This window comes from Mesorhizobium sp. B2-3-7, assembly GCF_006442695.1.
In the GTDB taxonomy this organism is placed as follows: domain Bacteria; phylum Pseudomonadota; class Alphaproteobacteria; order Rhizobiales; family Rhizobiaceae; genus Mesorhizobium.
Genome location: NZ_VFVV01000006.1, coordinates 102,784 through 118,173, shown reverse-complemented (window position 1 = coordinate 118,173; position 15,390 = coordinate 102,784). Strand labels below are relative to the sequence as shown.

The 15,390-nt window shown below is 63.3% G+C and carries 16 protein-coding genes; 6 read left to right on the top strand and 10 right to left on the bottom strand.

Features of this window, described 5'->3' with window-relative positions:
• Positions 1-73: 73 nt before the first annotated feature.
• Entirely contained in the window at positions 74-1,546 is a 1,473-nt protein-coding gene (locus FJ940_RS13600; protein WP_140579999.1) for an MATE family efflux transporter, read from the top strand.
• A 12-nt stretch (positions 1,547-1,558) separates the two neighbouring features.
• Here the strand turns inward: FJ940_RS13600 and FJ940_RS13595 are convergent, their stop codons facing one another.
• Positions 1,559-2,767 carry an MFS transporter gene (locus tag FJ940_RS13595; protein ID WP_140656811.1) on the bottom strand — a complete coding sequence of 403 codons (1,209 nt, stop codon included), beginning with the start codon at positions 2,765-2,767 and terminating at the stop codon, positions 1,559-1,561.
• Between the two features lie 196 nt (positions 2,768-2,963).
• Positions 2,964-3,263, bottom strand: a complete 300-nt coding sequence (locus FJ940_RS13590; RefSeq protein WP_281405880.1) for an SH3 domain-containing protein — start codon at positions 3,261-3,263, stop codon at positions 2,964-2,966.
• 342 nt (positions 3,264-3,605) lie between these two features.
• Between FJ940_RS13590 and FJ940_RS13585 the strand changes: the two genes are divergently transcribed.
• On the top strand, positions 3,606-4,181 hold the full coding sequence (locus tag FJ940_RS13585) for a TMEM175 family protein (RefSeq protein WP_140495258.1): 576 nt from the start codon (positions 3,606-3,608) through the stop codon (positions 4,179-4,181).
• Positions 4,182-4,185: 4 nt separating this feature from the next.
• Here FJ940_RS13585 and FJ940_RS13580 read toward each other — a convergent pair whose 3' ends face one another.
• Positions 4,186-4,467: a hypothetical protein gene (locus FJ940_RS13580; protein WP_140557550.1), complete on the bottom strand. Its 282-nt coding sequence runs from the start codon at positions 4,465-4,467 to the stop codon at positions 4,186-4,188.
• A gap of 159 nt (positions 4,468-4,626) precedes the next feature.
• Here FJ940_RS13580 and FJ940_RS13575 point away from each other — a divergent pair, with 159 nt between their 5' ends.
• On the top strand, positions 4,627-5,493 hold the full coding sequence (locus FJ940_RS13575) for an SDR family NAD(P)-dependent oxidoreductase (protein ID WP_140656810.1): 867 nt from the start codon (positions 4,627-4,629) through the stop codon (positions 5,491-5,493).
• Between the two features lie 79 nt (positions 5,494-5,572).
• On the opposite strand, the gene FJ940_RS13570 is transcribed toward FJ940_RS13575, so the two are convergent.
• The 3 genes from FJ940_RS13570 to FJ940_RS13560 form a co-directional block, all read right to left on the bottom strand.
• Entirely contained in the window at positions 5,573-6,013 is a 441-nt protein-coding gene (locus FJ940_RS13570) for a low affinity iron permease family protein (protein ID WP_181165307.1), read from the bottom strand.
• A gap of 333 nt (positions 6,014-6,346) precedes the next feature.
• Positions 6,347-6,988 carry a DapH/DapD/GlmU-related protein gene (locus tag FJ940_RS13565; RefSeq protein WP_140567351.1) on the bottom strand — a complete coding sequence of 214 codons (642 nt, stop codon included), beginning with the start codon at positions 6,986-6,988 and terminating at the stop codon, positions 6,347-6,349.
• 86 nt (positions 6,989-7,074) lie between these two features.
• The gene (locus FJ940_RS13560) at positions 7,075-7,578 is read right to left on the bottom strand and encodes a CreA family protein (RefSeq protein ID WP_140630936.1); all 504 of its coding nucleotides are present in this window, start codon (positions 7,576-7,578) and stop codon (positions 7,075-7,077) included.
• A 210-nt stretch (positions 7,579-7,788) separates the two neighbouring features.
• On the opposite strand from FJ940_RS13560, the gene FJ940_RS13555 reads away from it, so the two are divergent.
• From FJ940_RS13555 to FJ940_RS13545, 3 genes are all read left to right on the top strand, one after another.
• A complete protein-coding gene (locus FJ940_RS13555; protein ID WP_140656808.1) occupies positions 7,789-8,388 on the top strand; it encodes an SCO family protein in 600 nt (199 codons plus the stop codon).
• Positions 8,389-8,398: 10 nt separating this feature from the next.
• Positions 8,399-9,271, top strand: a complete 873-nt coding sequence (locus FJ940_RS13550) for a 50S ribosomal protein L11 methyltransferase (RefSeq protein WP_140557545.1) — start codon at positions 8,399-8,401, stop codon at positions 9,269-9,271.
• 86 nt (positions 9,272-9,357) lie between these two features.
• Positions 9,358-11,202, top strand: a complete 1,845-nt coding sequence (locus FJ940_RS13545; RefSeq protein WP_140656807.1) for an aminopeptidase P family protein — start codon at positions 9,358-9,360, stop codon at positions 11,200-11,202.
• 46 nt (positions 11,203-11,248) lie between these two features.
• Here the strand turns inward: FJ940_RS13545 and FJ940_RS13540 are convergent, their stop codons facing one another.
• From FJ940_RS13540 to ligA, 4 genes are all read right to left on the bottom strand, one after another.
• Positions 11,249-11,545 (bottom strand): AzlD family protein, encoded by a 297-nt coding sequence (locus tag FJ940_RS13540; RefSeq protein WP_140495242.1) that lies wholly within the window; start codon positions 11,543-11,545, stop codon positions 11,249-11,251.
• Positions 11,542-12,270 carry an AzlC family ABC transporter permease gene (locus tag FJ940_RS13535; protein ID WP_140495239.1) on the bottom strand — a complete coding sequence of 243 codons (729 nt, stop codon included), beginning with the start codon at positions 12,268-12,270 and terminating at the stop codon, positions 11,542-11,544. The genes FJ940_RS13540 and FJ940_RS13535 overlap by 4 nt, the downstream gene beginning before the upstream one ends.
• A gap of 104 nt (positions 12,271-12,374) precedes the next feature.
• Positions 12,375-13,067 (bottom strand): TIGR02453 family protein, encoded by a 693-nt coding sequence (locus FJ940_RS13530; protein WP_140657014.1) that lies wholly within the window; start codon positions 13,065-13,067, stop codon positions 12,375-12,377.
• Positions 13,067-15,271 (bottom strand): NAD-dependent DNA ligase LigA, encoded by a 2,205-nt coding sequence (gene ligA, locus FJ940_RS13525; RefSeq protein ID WP_140521206.1) that lies wholly within the window; start codon positions 15,269-15,271, stop codon positions 13,067-13,069. The genes FJ940_RS13530 and ligA overlap by 1 nt, the downstream gene beginning before the upstream one ends.
• Positions 15,272-15,390: the final 119 nt, after the last annotated feature.

The window sequence follows — 15,390 nt, the reverse complement described above, 5'->3', positions numbered from 1 at the left end:
GGGTGCATCCCGGTCGGGCCTGCGGTATCCTGCGTGCCGGACTCAAAAGAACCAGCTTTGCCGGATGCCCGCCATGGATGAAAAGATGCCCGCGCGCCGGCGCACCGGTGACCTGACCAGCGGCCCCATTCCGCGCACGCTCCTGCTGTTCGCCCTGCCGGTGCTCGGCTCCAACGTGCTGCAATCGCTCAACGGCTCGGTCAACGCTGTCTGGGTCGGCCGCTTCCTCGGCGAATCCGCGCTTACCGCCACCTCGAATGCCAATCTGGTGCTGTTCCTCATCCTCGGCACGGTATTCGGCATCGGCATGGCGGCCACCATACTGGTGGCGCAATCGGTCGGCGCCCGCGATCTCCCCGAGGCACGCCGCATCGTCGGCACCAGCGCCACCTTCTTTTTCTTCGTCTCGGTGCTGTTCGCCGTCTGCGGCTGGATCTGGGTCGACACCATTCTGGGCGCGCTCGGCACACCGCCCGACGCCTTGCCGCTGGCGCGCTCCTATTTGCGCATCATCTTCGTCGCCGTGCCGATGATGAACCTTCTGTCCTTTGTCATGACGGTGCTGCGCGGCGCCGGCGATTCGCGCACGCCGTTCTTTTTCATGGCGCTCGCCGTCGTGCTCGACATCATCTTGAACCCACTGCTCATCCGCGGCATCGGGCCGTTCCCCGAGCTCGGCATCGCCGGCTCGGCGACCTCGACGCTTGTCGGCCAGACAGTGAGCGTCATTGCCATCCTGATCGTGCTCTATGTCCGCAAGCATCCGCTGCGTCTGGCCGGCGCCAATCTGGCGCTGCTGCGGCCGGACCCCGCCTTGCTGCGCGTCGTCGTCTTCAAGGGCGTTCCGATGGGTTTGCAGATGATCGTGATTTCGGCCGCGGCCCTGACGGTGATGGGCATCGTCAATTCCTACGGTTCGCAGGTGGCCGCCGCCTACGGCATCGCCGCGCAGTTATGGACCTACATCCAGATGCCCGCGCTCGCCATCGGCGCGGCCGTGTCCTCGATGGCGGCGCAGAATGTCGGCGCCGGCCGCTGGGACCGCATCAGCCGCATCGCAGCGTCAGGCGTCGGCTTCAACCTGGTGCTGACCGGTGCTCTCGTGGCACTTCTATGGGTCTTCGACCGCTCGATCCTCAGTCTGTTCCTGAGCCGCGACAGCGCGGCGATAGACATCGCCGCTCACATCAACAACGTCGCGTCCTGGTCGTTCATCCTGTTCGGCGTCACCATCGTGCTGTTCGCCACCGTGCGCGCCACGGGCGCCGTGATGCCGCCGCTGGTCATCCTGGTGATCTCGGTGCTGGTCGTGCGCACCGGCTTTGCCTATTTCATGCGGGATGTGATCGGCGAGGAAGCGCTGTGGTGGAGTTTCCCGGCCGGCTCGATCACCTCCCTGCTGCTGGCCGCGGCCTACTACCGTCTCGGCGGCTGGCGCACCCTGCACATGATCGAGAACCGGCCGGCCGCCGGCGAGCCGCCCGACACCGGGCTCGGCGTGCCGCGCCAGCGCGCGCATTTTTCCCCAGAGACGCCGAACGGCTGAAGCTGGCCGCTCTCAAGGCCTGTTTTTCAACCCAAAGCCCAGCGCGACCAGCGCAAACACGATGATCATGCCGGCGAACGCCAGGCTGGCCGCGATGGGGCTGGCATAGGTCGAGATGATGCCAATACCGATGACGGGCAAGGCATTGCCGATAAAGCAGCAGATGAAGAAGCTGGATACCACTTCGGCGCGGCGATCCTCCGGTGCGATCTCGTTCACCACCTGCAGGCTGCCACGATAGCCGAGTGCGGCCGTCACGCCGCAGCAGGCGGTGGCGGCGATCATCAGCGCCATCGACGCCAGCATCTGCGCCGCCACCACCATGAGGATGCTGGGAATCATCAACGCCAGCGCGGTCAGCATGGCCTTGCCGCTCTGCATTTGCTTCAGCGCTACGATGCTGAGCGCGGTGACGATCGCCAATTCGAAGAACAGCGCACCGGCGACAGCATGGTTCGTCTCATGCAGTTGCTGCGCCAGGATGCTTGGCGCCACCGCGGCATAGAAGCCGACCAGCGCCATGGCGCCGAAACCGGTCACCGCCGGCGCGACGAAGCGCGCGCGGATTTCATCCGGCACGGCAAAGTGTGGCCGCATGGAAATCTGCCCGAGGCCGCCAGGCTCCGCCACCGTTTCGCGTGTACGCCAGACCAGGATGGAGACGATCACAAGCGCCGCCAGATAAACGATGAAGACCAGGCGCAAGGGCCACGGTTCATACTGCGCCAACAGTCCCGAAACGAGTGCGCCGAAACCGAGGCCCAGGAAATTGGTGCTGGTGGCAATGACGCTGGCGCGCGCCTTGTCAGCGCCGGGGAGAAGCTCGGCGATCCATGCCGTTCCGGTCCCCGCGCCGACACCGATGCCAAGCCCGCTCAGGACGCGCGCCACATCGAGCAGAACGACATTGTTGGCGAACAGAAAGACAAGCGCGCTGGCGACGGCGACGATCATGGCCGCGAGAGCGGCAGGCCGGCGCCCAACGACATCCGACGCGCCGCCCAACATCAGCAGGGCGCCGAGATTGCCGACGACATAGACCGCGTAGACCAGCGTCAGCGTGATCTGTGAAAAGCCGAATTGCTGCTTGTAGATGATGTACAGCGGCGTCAGCACCGTGCTGCCGGCAAACAGAACGGCGATCATTGTGGCAACCACCGGAATTGCGAGAGCCTCGCCGCCTGCTTCGTTGCGCGTGTGCGCCAAGTCACGAATGGACATGGCCAAACCTCTTCATCGGTTCAGGGATCGCGACCTTAACGCGCCCTTACTCCCGACGTTCCGGCCGGCCGGCGGGCTCCTGACAGCATGACGGACGTTGTCTGGACCGGGAAACCCGTTGGCTGAACAGGCTCGTGTCGGAGCCGATGGTTCCGATCCGTCACGACATCCTGTCGTGTGACCCCGCTGCAATCCGTTATTTGCAGGAGAAACCTGGTGCGATCTTGCACTTCCCGGGACGCGGTTTGTGCGGTGGGCGATGGTGCGGAGGACGGTGCGGGCGATGCTGCCAGTGCGGCGGACCATGCGGCGGGCGCACGATGATCACCGGCGGGCGAACGACATGGGCCCGCGAGAGATAGCCGGAACTGGCCCAGCCGCTGAAGCCGCCGCCATGGATTCTGCACCAACCCGGTTGGCAGCCGGTGACGTTCACCCTGTAGCCGGCTGGCAGCGTCCCCACCTTGGCATATCCCGACCCGAGCCCGGAGCGCACGTTGAGGTTGGTGGTGGTGTGGGCGCTGTAGGCGAACGCGGCGGCCGACGTGCCGAGGATGGCGGCCAGAATGGTCGCGAGGCAGAGCAGAAATCGAAATCTCGTCCGTCACTCCATTCGATCGCTCGGCCGTATGTGGTTCAGCCGAGCCTGTCTTCGATGGAGGATTGTGGCAAGAAAAGTCAACAATTTGCCACAGCAAACCATTGCCGCGAGCCGGCCTGGCGGGAGAGTTTCCCCTGATATAGTTGAGAAATTTCCCGGATGGCGTTTATCGGCCTGACAACATCAGCTAACGATTTACCATCTTCAACGATCGACACCGGACATAGGGCGCAAATCATGGGCAAAGGCAGGGTCGAGGCATTCACCGACGGCGTCGTGGCCATCATCATCACCATCATGGTGCTTGAACTGAAGGTGCCGCACGGCGAGGATCTCTCGGCCTTGCTGCCGCTATGGCCGATCTTTTTCAGCTACGTGCTGTCCTTCATCAACGTCGGCCTTTACTGGAACAATTTGCACAATATGTTCCACACCGTGCAGCGGGTCGACGGCCGCGTGTTGTGGGCGAACCTCAATCTCCTGTTCTGGCTGTCGCTGATGCCGGTGACGACGGCCTTCATGGGCGAAAACCATTTCGCGCCGGTGCCGGTCGCCGTCTACGGCGCCGATCTTGCGCTGTGCGCCATCGCCTACTTCATTCTCGTCGTGACGCTTCACCGATTGCACGGCAACGATACGGCCTTTGCCAGGGCGATCGGCAACGACCGCAAGGGCAAGATCTCGCTTGTCGCCTATCTCTGCGCCATCCCGCTGACCTTCATCAGCCAGTGGATCGGCGTCGCGATCTATGTACTGGTTGCCCTGGTCTGGCTTGTGCCGGACCGGCGTTTCGCACGCGTGATCGAAAAATAGGGATCTATTCGCGCATCGCTTTCAGCTTCTCGGCCACCGACGCGGCAAGATCGGCGTAGCGCTCTTCCAGCCGTTCCGCCGCCTTGATGACCGCAAAGTCATGGCCGAACTTTTCCAGCGCCATGCGCAGCTTCTCGACGAAATCTGCCTGTTTTTCCAAGGCGGAAAACAGCGTCTTCACCTGTGCTTCGTTGATCTCGGGGTTTGCCAGCATCTGCGGCACTTCGCGGTTCATCTGATCGCCGATGGTGGTCTGCTGCTTCAGGATTTCGATCCAGTCCGTCAATCGGGAAATCTCCTTTTTGCGAGGCACCATGCGCAGTCTCGGCTGGACCGGTCAACCCGGCCCATGCCGGCTGCTGAAGCGCAGCCAGGCGCGTGGAGGCTTGCGCCAGCCCGCTCCGGCGCTAAGTTCGGCGCCATCGCAAGAAGGAATCCGCCGCCCATGCTGACCGACGCAGAACTCCAGACCGCTTTGCCCGCGCTTGGTTCGGGCAATGCCGCAGTCATTACCGGCGCTGCCAGCGGCATTGGTCTTGCCGCCGCGAAGCGGCTGGCTCTCATGGGCATGAAGATCGTGCTTGCCGATGTCGCCGGCCCGCGTCTTGAGGATGCGGCCCGTATTGTGTCCGCGATCGCCGGCGACGATGCCGTGCTGGCCGTCGCCGCCGATGTTTCGAAGGCACAAGACGTGGATCGTCTCGCCGAAAGAGCCTTTGGCGCCTTCGGCAATGTGTCGCTGCTGATGAACAATGCTGGTGTCGGCAACAACCCGGGTAAGCCGTGGGAGAACCGCGACGCTTGGAAGCAGCTGCTGGACATCAATTTCTGGGGTGTCGTGCATGGCGTCGAAGCCTTCGTGCCCCGCATGCTGGCGGCCCGCCAGCCGGGCCTGATCGTCAACACCGGCTCCAAGCAAGGCATCACCACGCCGCCTGGAAACCTTGCCTACAACGTCTCCAAGGCCGGCGTGAAGACCTTTACCGAGGGACTGGCGCATGCCCTGCGCAACGAACCGGGTGCCCATCTGTCGTCGCATCTGCTGATCCCGGGCTTCACCTATACCGGCCTGACCGAGGGTGCGACCGAGAAGCCGGCCGGCGCCTGGACCGGCGAACAGGTCATTGATTTCATGCTGGAATCCCTGACAAAGCGCGACTTCTACATCCTGTGCCCTGACAACGAGGTGACGCGTCCGCTGGATGAGAAACGCATGGCCTGGGCGATCGGCGACATCATCGAAAACCGCCCTGCTCTGTCGCGCTGGCACCCCGACCACAAGGATGCCTTCGCGGCATTCATGAAGCAATGAGCATGTCCGAAAAATGAGAGCCGGTGTTCGGATCGGGTCGCATTCGAGCAACGACGGAACCCTTGGGGGTTAACCGGTTTCAGCCGGTGCTTCGAGCCACCTGCTTTTTCGGTTTGCTCTTTGACGCCACGGCTTTCTTGGCAGCTACGGCCGCGATTTTCTCGTCATGCCGCTTCGCTGCCCGCTCGCATTTGGCACGGATCTCCTGGACCTCGGCTTCGGTCAGATGCTCGATACCGATAAAGGTGTTCTTGGCTTCGCTGACCCGGATCAACTCGTCCAGTTTGGCCTGGATTGCCGCGCCGTCTCGATTCTGGGTGTTTTGGATGAGAAACACCATCAGGAAGGTGATGATCGTCGTCCCGGTGTTGATCACCAGTTGCCAAGTGTCCGAGAAGGCGAAGAGTGGGCCGCTTACTGCCCAGATGATGACGATCAGGCAGCAGAGTGCGAATGTCGGCGACAGCCCCGCAAGGTGGGCTACCCGGTTGGCGATTTTGGTGAAGAGCTTCTCGATCATGGGGTCCCTCAAACAGCGCCGCGCCGTGCGGTACGCCGGAAGGAACAACCGGCGGCCATATCGGGTTCCCATCGGAAAGAAATACAACCGCCGCAATCGAATGCACGCATCAAGGGAATCGGAAGGACAACACACTTTATCGGTTTGGTGTCACAGTAACGGTGCAGGCAAAACAGGCCTGTTCCTTCCGCTTCACAGCGGTTTACCTCCAGCCCCTTCCGTTGCGCCACCCCCGCATGACGGAAGGGGTTCAGTCCGGAGCGCTCGCATAGTGGTTCCCTGAAGCGCGCCTTTGGCGCAAATGCGCGTGCTCTTCAGCCGCGCCGGCGTCACTCACGCGGCGTGATTTTCCCAGCGGTCCAGGAAGGTCTCGATGGTCATGGCCTGCATGTCGGGAACGGCGCTGGCGAGCTTTTCGACCGGCCAGTCCCACCAGGCGAGAGCCTCGATCCGTGCCGCGATATCGGCTGCGAAGCGCGGCCGAAGCGGCTTGGCCGGCACCCCGGCGACGATCGTATAGGGCGGCACGTCATGCGTGACGACGGCATTGGCGCCGACGACGGCGCCATTGCCGATGGTGAGGCCGGGCATGATCACGGCCCCGTGGCCGATCCACACGTCATGGCCGATGCTCACCGCCTTCGCCTGGCGCCGTTCGCGGAAGACGGCATCGACGCCCAGCCAGCGGAAATATTCGTTGGGCCGGTAGCTGACCTTGTGCTGGGTCAGTCGCTCGATCGGATGATCCAGCGCATTGATGCGGCTGTTGGCGGCAATCGAGCAGAATTTGCCGATGTTCGTGTAGATCGCCTCGGCGTGCCGCTCGAAATAGGAAAAATCGCCGACGCTCACTTCGCGCAGCACCACCCGCTCGCCGATCGAGGCGTAGCGACCGAGCTTGCAGGCTTTCAACTCCGCCGTCGGATGGATACGCGGCTCAGGATCTTTCAGCACGAGATTTTCGGAACGGTCCATGCGGGCGGCTTTACGTCAGGGCAATAGCTCCCGCAAGTCGGGAGCAATTGTCGGCCACGTCAATTGCACGAAAGAACCGGATCCATCTATTTCGGTTTGCCCTTGGTCCACACCACGTTCTGGCCATAGAGCGGCACGGTGGTGACCGACATTTTGGCCGAGCCGTTCTGCACCTGGCGCGAATGCGAGAGGTAGATCAGCGTCTCGTTGGCCTTGTCGTAGATGCGGTTCACCACCTGCTTCTTCCAGATCAGGCTGATGCCTTGCTTGAACACCTCCTCGCCGCCTTCGCTCATGTCGATGTCGCCGATGGTAATCGGACCGGTCTGGCGGCACGAAATCGAGGAATCGGAAGGATCCTCGAACCAGTTGCCCTTGTGCAGACGGTCGATGATGCCGCGGTCGAAATAGGACACGTGGCAGGTGACGCCGTCCACCTTTGGGTCCTTGATCGCTTCGACGATGATGTCGTTGCCGAGCCAGTCGACGCCGACCTTGCCGACTTCATCGGCGACTGCGGCACCGGCGCCAAGGACAAGGCACGCGGCCAGAGCGCCGCCGATCAGATTTCGCCCAATCAGTCGTTGCAAGACAGCCTCCTGCGCTTCGAGTTGCCGGTCACAGGTGGGGCGAGCAGTCCGGCTTTGCAAGCAGGTACGTTGACAGGATATACGGTTGCGGCAACGCGGCACTTTGCGCGGGTTTGACCAAGGCACTATGATCATGCTTGGTGAATCTGAAACATCCTGGGTTTGAGCCCGACGTTACAGAGCCCCCAATTTCGTAACTAGCAGGCCAAAATGTATAAAGACGCTTCACCATTAATGCGCTTCATCCTCATTGGCATCCTCGTGCTGATGGTGGTGGGGATAGGCGCGATGACGGTCAAGTCGTATTTGCCCCTCTATGGCGGCGAACCCTACGGTGCCGCCTTTACACTGGTCGACCAGAAAGGCGCGCCGATCACCGAGGCCGCCTTCCGGGGCCACCCCAGCGTCGTCTTCTTCGGCTTCACCCATTGCCCAGAGGTCTGCCCGACCACGCTGTTCGAACTGTCCGGCTGGCTGAAGACGCTTGGCGACGACGGCAAGAACCTGCATGCCTATTTCGTCTCGGTCGATCCGGAGCGCGACACCCCCGCGGTCATGAACGCCTATGTCAGCAATTTCTCTGACCGCATCACCGGCATATCGGGCGACCCGGACAAGGTCCACGCCATGGCGAAGTCCTTCGGCATCTACTGGAAGAAGGTCGACACCGGCGACGGCGACTACACGATGGACCATACCGCCTCGGTGCTGCTGCTCAACGGCAAGGGCGATTTCGCCGGCACGATCGCCTATGGCGAAAGCGCCGACACCGCGGTGGAAAAGCTCAAACGCCTCGCGGCCAAGGGCTGATGCGAAATCCATGACCCAGACGCGGCTCCATTTCACCGCCGGCAAGATCGAATCCACCAGAATTTTCGCCGCCCTCGATGCCGCCTTTGAGGACGAAGGCTTGCCGATAGCCGTGCTGGAGGTCGATGAGGACGCGGACATTCATGAAGTCTCTCTCTATGCCGACGGCGATGTGGATGCGGTCGAGGCGCGGGTGAAGGACATTCTGGCAGGGCTAGCCCTGTCCAGGCCGGTCGAGCGCGAGACCTTGCCCGATATCGACTGGGTGGCGCGCTCGCTGGAAGGGCTGAAACCGGTGCGTGCCGGCCGTTTCTTCGTGCATGGCGCGCATGATCGCCGCAAACGCCACAGTGGCGAGCTTGCCATCGAGATCGAAGCGGGGCTGGCCTTCGGCACCGGCCACCACGGCACCACCGCCGGATGCCTGGAAATGCTGGAAAAGGTGACGCGGCGCGAGCGGCCGCGCAACGCGCTCGATCTCGGCACCGGCAGCGCGGTGCTGGCCATCGCTGTGGCCAAGCTCTTCCATATTCCCGTGCTGGCGACCGACATCGATCCGGTGGCGGTAAGCGTTGCCGCCGCCAATGCGCGGCTCAACCACGTCAAGGCGCTGGTGGAAACAGTGACCGCGCCCGGATTCCACCATCCGATCTTTGCCAGGCGTGCGCCTTTCGACCTGATCATCGCCAACATATTGGCGCGGCCGCTGATGCGGCTTGCTCCGGAAATGGCGCGACACATCAGCCTCGGCGGCTCGCTGGTGCTGTCAGGCATCCTCGACCGGCAGCGCGATGCGGTGATCTCCGCCTATGTCGGCCAGAGCTTTCGCCATGTCAGAACGCTGCACCGCGAAGGCTGGGTGACGATCCATCTCAAACGGTGACGCAGCCCCGTCTGGCCCTGCTGAAATCGATTCCGGTTTCCAGCTCCATGCGCTACGGTCGGGCACTATCCGAGGGAGACGCCACCATGTTCCAGACCTTTGATTCCGCTGGCAATCCGGCCGTCGGCAGACCGCGCGTGGCGCTGCTGCGCCAATGGCTGGCGGAAAACGGCCTGGATGGATTTGTCGTTCCCCGCGCCGACGAGCATCAGGGCGAATATGTCGCCGACCGCTCGGCGCGGCTAAAATGGCTGACCGGCTTCAGCGGCTCCGCCGGCGTTGCCATCATCCTGCGCGACCGCGCCTTCATCTTCGTCGACGGACGCTACACGCTGCAGGTGCGCGGCGAGGTTGATCTCGGTATCTTCTCGATCGAGAGCCTGGTCGACAATCCGCCTGCAAATTGGCTCAAGGATAACCTCGGCAAGGGCGCGCGGCTCGGCTTCGACCCCTGGCTGCACACGATTGGCGAGGTCAAGGCGCTGCGGGCCTCGGCCGAAAAGACCGGCGCCGTGCTGGTGCCGCTCGAGGCGAACCCGATCGACATAATCTGGAAGGATCAGCCGGATGCACCGGTCGCTCCTGTCGAACTCCATCCCATCGGTTTTGCCGGCGAGCTCGCCAAGGACAAGCTGGCGCGGCTGGCGGCGGCGATCGGCCAGGAGGGCGCCACCCATGCGGTGCTGACGGATCCCTCCTCGATCGCCTGGGCCTTCAACATCCGTGGCGGCGACGTACCGCACACGCCGCTGGCGCTCGGCTTTGCTGTCCTCGCTGCCGACGGACGGCACCGGCTATTCATGGACAGCCGAAAATTCTCGCGCCAGGTTGCGGCGTATCTCACCCAGCTTGCCGAGCCCCATGAGCCCGGTGAATTCGAGGCAGCGGTCGTGGCGCTGGCCAAGAGCGGCGCGAAAATCGCGCTAGACCCCGTTTTGGCCGCCGACAGGCTGCGCATGCTGGTCGAGGACAATGGCGGCGAGGTGATTGCCGCTCCCGACCCGGCCCGCATCCCGCGCGCCACCAAGAACCAGGCCGAGATCAACGGCTCGCGCGCCGCGCATCGGCGCGATGGCGCGGCGGTGGCGAAGCTTTTGTGCTGGCTCGACCGCCAGAAGCCCGGCTCGCTCGACGAGATCGCGGTCGTCACCCGGCTGGAAGAGACGCGCCGGCAGACCGGCGAGGAAACGCAAATGCCGCTGCGCGACGTCTCCTTCGACACCATTTCGGGCGCCGGCCCGAATGGCGCCATCATGCACTACCGCGTCTCACGCGCCACCAGCCGCAAGCTCCAGGCCGGCGAGCTGTTCCTGCTCGATTCCGGCGCCCAATATCAGGACGGCACCACCGACATCACCCGCACCGTGCCGATCGGCCAGCCGACCGAGGAAATGCGCGAACGCTTCACGCTCGTGCTGAAAGGCATGATCGGCATTTCCACGCTGCGTTTCCCCGCCGGCACGCGCGGCTCGGAAATCGACGCCGTCGCCCGCATGGCGCTGTGGAAGCACGGCTGCGACTTCGCCCACGGCACCGGCCATGGCGTCGGCTCTTATCTGGCGGTGCACGAAGGCCCGCAACGCATCGCCCGCACGGGCACCGAAAAGCTGCTCGAAGGCATGATGCTGTCCAACGAGCCGGGCTATTACAAGGAAGGTTCTTACGGCATCCGCATCGAGAACCTCATCCTGGTGACGCCGGCCGAGCAGATCGACGGCGGCGACATCGCCATGCACGGTTTCGAGACGCTGACCCTGGCGCCGATCGACGTCAGGCTAGTGCTCTCGGATTTGTTGACCCGCGACGAGCTGCATTGGCTCGACACCTACCACGCCCGCGTGCTGGCCGAGATCGGGCCGATGCTCGACGGCGAGACGCTGGCCTGGCTGGAAAAGGCAACGGCGCCGTTACCGCATGGCGCTAAGATTTGAGTACGTCTAAGGCGGCGCCAGCGTTCGAACGATCGCGCCCGGAACTCTACCCCACGAACTGCCGCGCCAGGATCAGCATCGCCGCACCAGCCAAAAACATCGCCATCAGCCCGCCGCGCAGCGAAACCACAGCGGTGACAACCAACGCCGCCCATTCCGCCGGTCCGGCATTCAACAGTTCCGGCGCCACCAATGTCGTCAGCACCGCCGCCGGCACCGCGTTGAGGCCGGCCTCGACGCGCGGATGGATATTGTCGAAGCGCGAGATGACCAGATGTCCGCCGATGCGCGTAAGATAAGTGGCGATCGCGCCGGCGATGATGATCCAGAACGTCGTGCTCATGGCCGTGCCTTCACGCCTGAGTGGTGGGGCGGCAGGATGACGGCCAGCAGCATGCCGGCGATGGCGCCGATCGAGACGTGCCAGGGCGAACCTACCGTCTTGTAGGCGACGATCGAGGCGCAAGCACTGGCGACGACCACCGGCAGCCACAACGGCCGCTTGCGGAAGCCCATCACCAGGCCAAGGAAATAGATCGGCAGCAGGAAATCGATGCCCAGCGCATGCGTGTCGGGGATGAGCTTGCCGAACACCGCGCCGAGCGCGCTTTCGATCACCCAGAATACATAGACCGGCAGGCCGAGCCCGAGATACCAGGCGAAGCCGACCGTCTCGCCGGATTGCGCCCTCGCCTCGGCGACGGCGAATTGCGGATCGGTGAGGATGAAGAAGCCGAGCGCTTGGCTGACCACAGGCCAGTGCGCTATGCGCCGGCCGATACCGGCCGAATAGAGCACGTGGCGAAAATTGACGGCGAAGATTGACAGCACGATCAGCCACGGCGCGACATGCTGGCCGAACAGCTCGATGCCGACCATCTGGCTGGCGCCGCCGAAAATCATCGCACTCATCAGGAAGGCTTCGAACACCGAGAAGCCATTGTCGACGGCCAGCGCCCCGAACAGCACCCCGAACGGCGCCGACGCCACAACGACCGGCATGGAAAGCCGCACGCCTTGCCAGAAATCGCTCTTTGCGCCGTTCTCGGAAATTGCATCCGACACCATGGATAACTCCCAGGAGAATGGCCTGATCTAGGTAGCGTGGCCCGCCTTGTCACACGAATTCGGTTGAGCCCAACAATCAGCGGAAATGATTGCCAGGACCAATCCTAGCCCTGCCCCACCTTGCCCTCGATCGCCCTCCCCCAATCGAGCAGCGGCTTGGCGCGCATGGTGAAATCGACCAGCTCGTCGACCAGCGCCGCCGTGTGGATCCCCGCCGGATCGATGACATGCTGGACGTAGAAATGACGGTTGCGGATGGCCTCGGCCAGATCGGAATCGCCGACATGCTCGAAGCCCCGCGGCGTGCGCTTCATGCGGCCCTCCGTCTCGAATTCCAGACCGTTCTTCTTCAAGGCGCCCACCAGGGCGCGGAACCTGTCCGGCCTTGCCGCGATGGCCTTGCGCATGGCGAGCAACAGTTCCGGGGCGGGCTGCCACCAGGCAATGTCGGCGAAGCAGCGTTCCAGCCCAACGTGGACATAGAACACGCCCTGCTCCATCTTGGTGCCGTCGGGCGACAGGATCGCCGACAGATGCCGGTTGTAAGGCCGCTTGTCCTTGGCGAAGCGCACGTCCCGGTTGATCCGGAACAGTGATTTCTTGCGGTCGCCCTTGAGGCCGAGCCCGGCCTCGCCGAAACGGCGTGTGAGCGTCTCCACCAGATCGCCCAGCGGATCGCGCAATTCCTGTTCGAACAGGTCGCGATTCTCTACGAACCACTCGCGACTCTGGTGGAAATCAAGTGCCTTCAGGAACGGAATAGCCTTTTGGCCGAACCCCTTGAATTCGCCTGACATCATGCCTTGCCGATCCGCTGCAGCCACGCGTCCTCGTCTATGACCTCGATGCCGAGTTCACTGGCAAGCTTGAGTTTCGAGCCGGCGCCGGGCCCCGCCACTACCAGATCGGTCTTGGCCGAAACCGAGCCCGCCACCTTGGCGCCCAGCCGTTCGGCCATCGCCTTGGCTTCGGAACGCGTCATCTTTTCCAGCGAGCCCGTGAACACGACGGTCTTGCCCGCGACCACGCTGTCGGCCGAGACGGTGACGACATACGGCTTCGGCCTGACCTGTTTAAGCAACGCCTCAAGCACGTCGTCATTGCGCTCATTGCCGAAGAAATCGGCCAGCGCGTTGATCACCGTATCGCCGATGCCGTTGATCGACGGGAAGACACTATGCGGATCGTCAGCCGCCGCGGTCTCCTTGCCGACGCGGATCAGTTCCTCGATTGTCGAAAACGTCCGGGCAAGCACGGCCGCCGTCGTTTCGCCGATATGGCGGATCCCAAGCGCAAAGATGAAGCGGTCGAGCTCGGGTTCGCGGCGCGAATCGATCGCCGCAAAGAGCTTGTCCAACCCTTCATAGTTGCGGTCCTCGACGCTGCGCACGTTCTTGCGCGTCTTGCCCGACGCCGCCTCGCGCTGCCTCGCCTGCTCCTCGCGCCGCTCGGCCAGCGCCTTGGTGACGGCGGGACGCCGATCCCTGAGCGTGAAGATGTCGGCGGCCGTCTTGACCAGGCCCGCATTGAAGAACAGGTCGATGTTTTCCGCGCCTAGTCCCTCGATATCCATGGCCCCGCGCGACACGAAGTGGCGCAGCCCTTCCACGGCTTGCGCGGGGCAGATCAGTTCGCCCGTGCAACGCCTGCGGGAATCCTCCTTGCCGGTCTTCTCGTTGATTTCGCGCGTCGCCGGCGAGCCGCAGATCGGGCAAGTATGTGGGAATTCGTAAGGCACGGCATCCGGCGGACGCTTGTCGACGACGACACTGACGATCTGCGGGATGACGTCCCCTGCCCGCTGGATCACCACGGTGTCGCCGATGCGCACGTCGATGCCGTCGCGGATCGGCTGGCCGTTGCTGTCGAAACCCTTGATATAGTCTTCGTTGTGCAGCGTGACGTTCTCGACCACGACGCCCCCGACTGTCACGGGCGCAAGCCTCGCCACCGGCGCCAGCGTGCCGGTGCGCCCGACCTGGATATCGATCTTCTGCACGGTCGTCATCGCCTGTTCGGCCGGAAATTTGTGCGCGATGGCCCAGCGCGGTTCGCCGGTGACGAAGCCCCACCGGCGCTGCAACTCCAGTTGGTCGACCTTGTAGACGACGCCGTCGATGTCGTAGCCCAAGGAAGAACGCTGTTCCTCGATGCGGTGATAATGCGCGATCAGCTCGCCGACCGACCTCGCCCGCACCATCAGCGGGCTGACTTTGAAGCCCCATTCCGCGAATTTCTGCACCGAATCGTATTGTGTCGGAGCGGGGTCGGCTGTCGTGTAGCCCCAGGCATAGGCAAAGAATTTGAGGTTCCGGCTGGCGGTGACCGATGGATCCTTCTGGCGCAGCGACCCAGCCGCCGTATTGCGCGGATTGACATAGTCCTGGCCGCCGGCGGCCGCTGAGCGCTGCTTCAGCGCCTCGAATTCGGCATAGGTCATGTAGACCTCGCCGCGTATCTCGATGATTTCGGGCCAGCCCGAGCCTTTCAGCCTGCCGGGAATATCGGCGATGGTCCTCAGATTGGCGGTGATGTCTTCGCCGACAGCGCCATCCCCGCGCGTTGCGCCCTGCACGAACACGCCGTTCTCGTAACGCAGCGAGGCCGACAGGCCGTCGATCTTCGGTTCGGCCGTGAAGGCGATGTCGAGATCCTTGTCGCGGTCGAAGAAGCGCCGGCCGCGTTCGATGAAATCGGCGACGTCCTCGTCGGTATAGGCCTTGGCGAGGCTGAGCATGGGCACGGCATGGCGCACCTTGGCAAAGCCTTCCGCCGGCGCGGCACCGACCCTGCGCGATGGCGAATCCTCGCGCACCAGGGCGGGAAAGCGCTGCTCGATGGCGAAGTTGCGCCGGGTCAGCGCATCATAGGCGGCGTCGGTGATAACAGGCGCGTCCTCGGTATGGTAGCGGCGGTCGTGCTCCGCGATCTCCTGCGCCAGGCGCTTCAGCTCCGCTTCGGCTTCGCTCTCACTGAGTGAATCGACTGGTCTTTCAGACATCGCACGGCTTCCCTGACCAATGCACGCCGCCCAAAATACGGTGCGATTTTGGGGCAACGACATGCGCAAAACAATAACCAAGGCGCGGCTCACTTTGGTTGGGCGCCACTATAAATCAG

Excerpts from the sequence above, each read along its gene's own strand:
- FJ940_RS13600 (WP_140579999.1), top strand. The coding sequence starts at position 74 with ATGGATGAAAAGATGCCCGCGCGCCGGCGCACCGGTGACCTGACCAGC.
- FJ940_RS13595 (WP_140656811.1), bottom strand. The coding sequence starts at position 2,767 with ATGTCCATTCGTGACTTGGCGCACACGCGCAACGAAGCAGGCGGCGAG.
- FJ940_RS13585 (WP_140495258.1), top strand. The coding sequence starts at position 3,606 with ATGGGCAAAGGCAGGGTCGAGGCATTCACCGACGGCGTCGTGGCCATC.
- FJ940_RS13575 (WP_140656810.1), top strand. The coding sequence starts at position 4,627 with ATGCTGACCGACGCAGAACTCCAGACCGCTTTGCCCGCGCTTGGTTCG.
- FJ940_RS13570 (WP_181165307.1), bottom strand. The coding sequence starts at position 6,013 with ATGATCGAGAAGCTCTTCACCAAAATCGCCAACCGGGTAGCCCACCTT.
- FJ940_RS13565 (WP_140567351.1), bottom strand. The coding sequence starts at position 6,988 with ATGGACCGTTCCGAAAATCTCGTGCTGAAAGATCCTGAGCCGCGTATC.
- FJ940_RS13555 (WP_140656808.1), top strand. The coding sequence starts at position 7,789 with ATGTATAAAGACGCTTCACCATTAATGCGCTTCATCCTCATTGGCATC.
- FJ940_RS13550 (WP_140557545.1), top strand. The coding sequence starts at position 8,399 with ATGACCCAGACGCGGCTCCATTTCACCGCCGGCAAGATCGAATCCACC.
- FJ940_RS13545 (WP_140656807.1), top strand. The coding sequence starts at position 9,358 with ATGTTCCAGACCTTTGATTCCGCTGGCAATCCGGCCGTCGGCAGACCG.
- FJ940_RS13540 (WP_140495242.1), bottom strand. The coding sequence starts at position 11,545 with ATGAGCACGACGTTCTGGATCATCATCGCCGGCGCGATCGCCACTTAT.
- FJ940_RS13535 (WP_140495239.1), bottom strand. The coding sequence starts at position 12,270 with ATGGTGTCGGATGCAATTTCCGAGAACGGCGCAAAGAGCGATTTCTGG.
- FJ940_RS13530 (WP_140657014.1), bottom strand. The coding sequence starts at position 13,067 with ATGTCAGGCGAATTCAAGGGGTTCGGCCAAAAGGCTATTCCGTTCCTG.
- ligA (WP_140521206.1), bottom strand. The coding sequence starts at position 15,271 with ATGTCTGAAAGACCAGTCGATTCACTCAGTGAGAGCGAAGCCGAAGCG.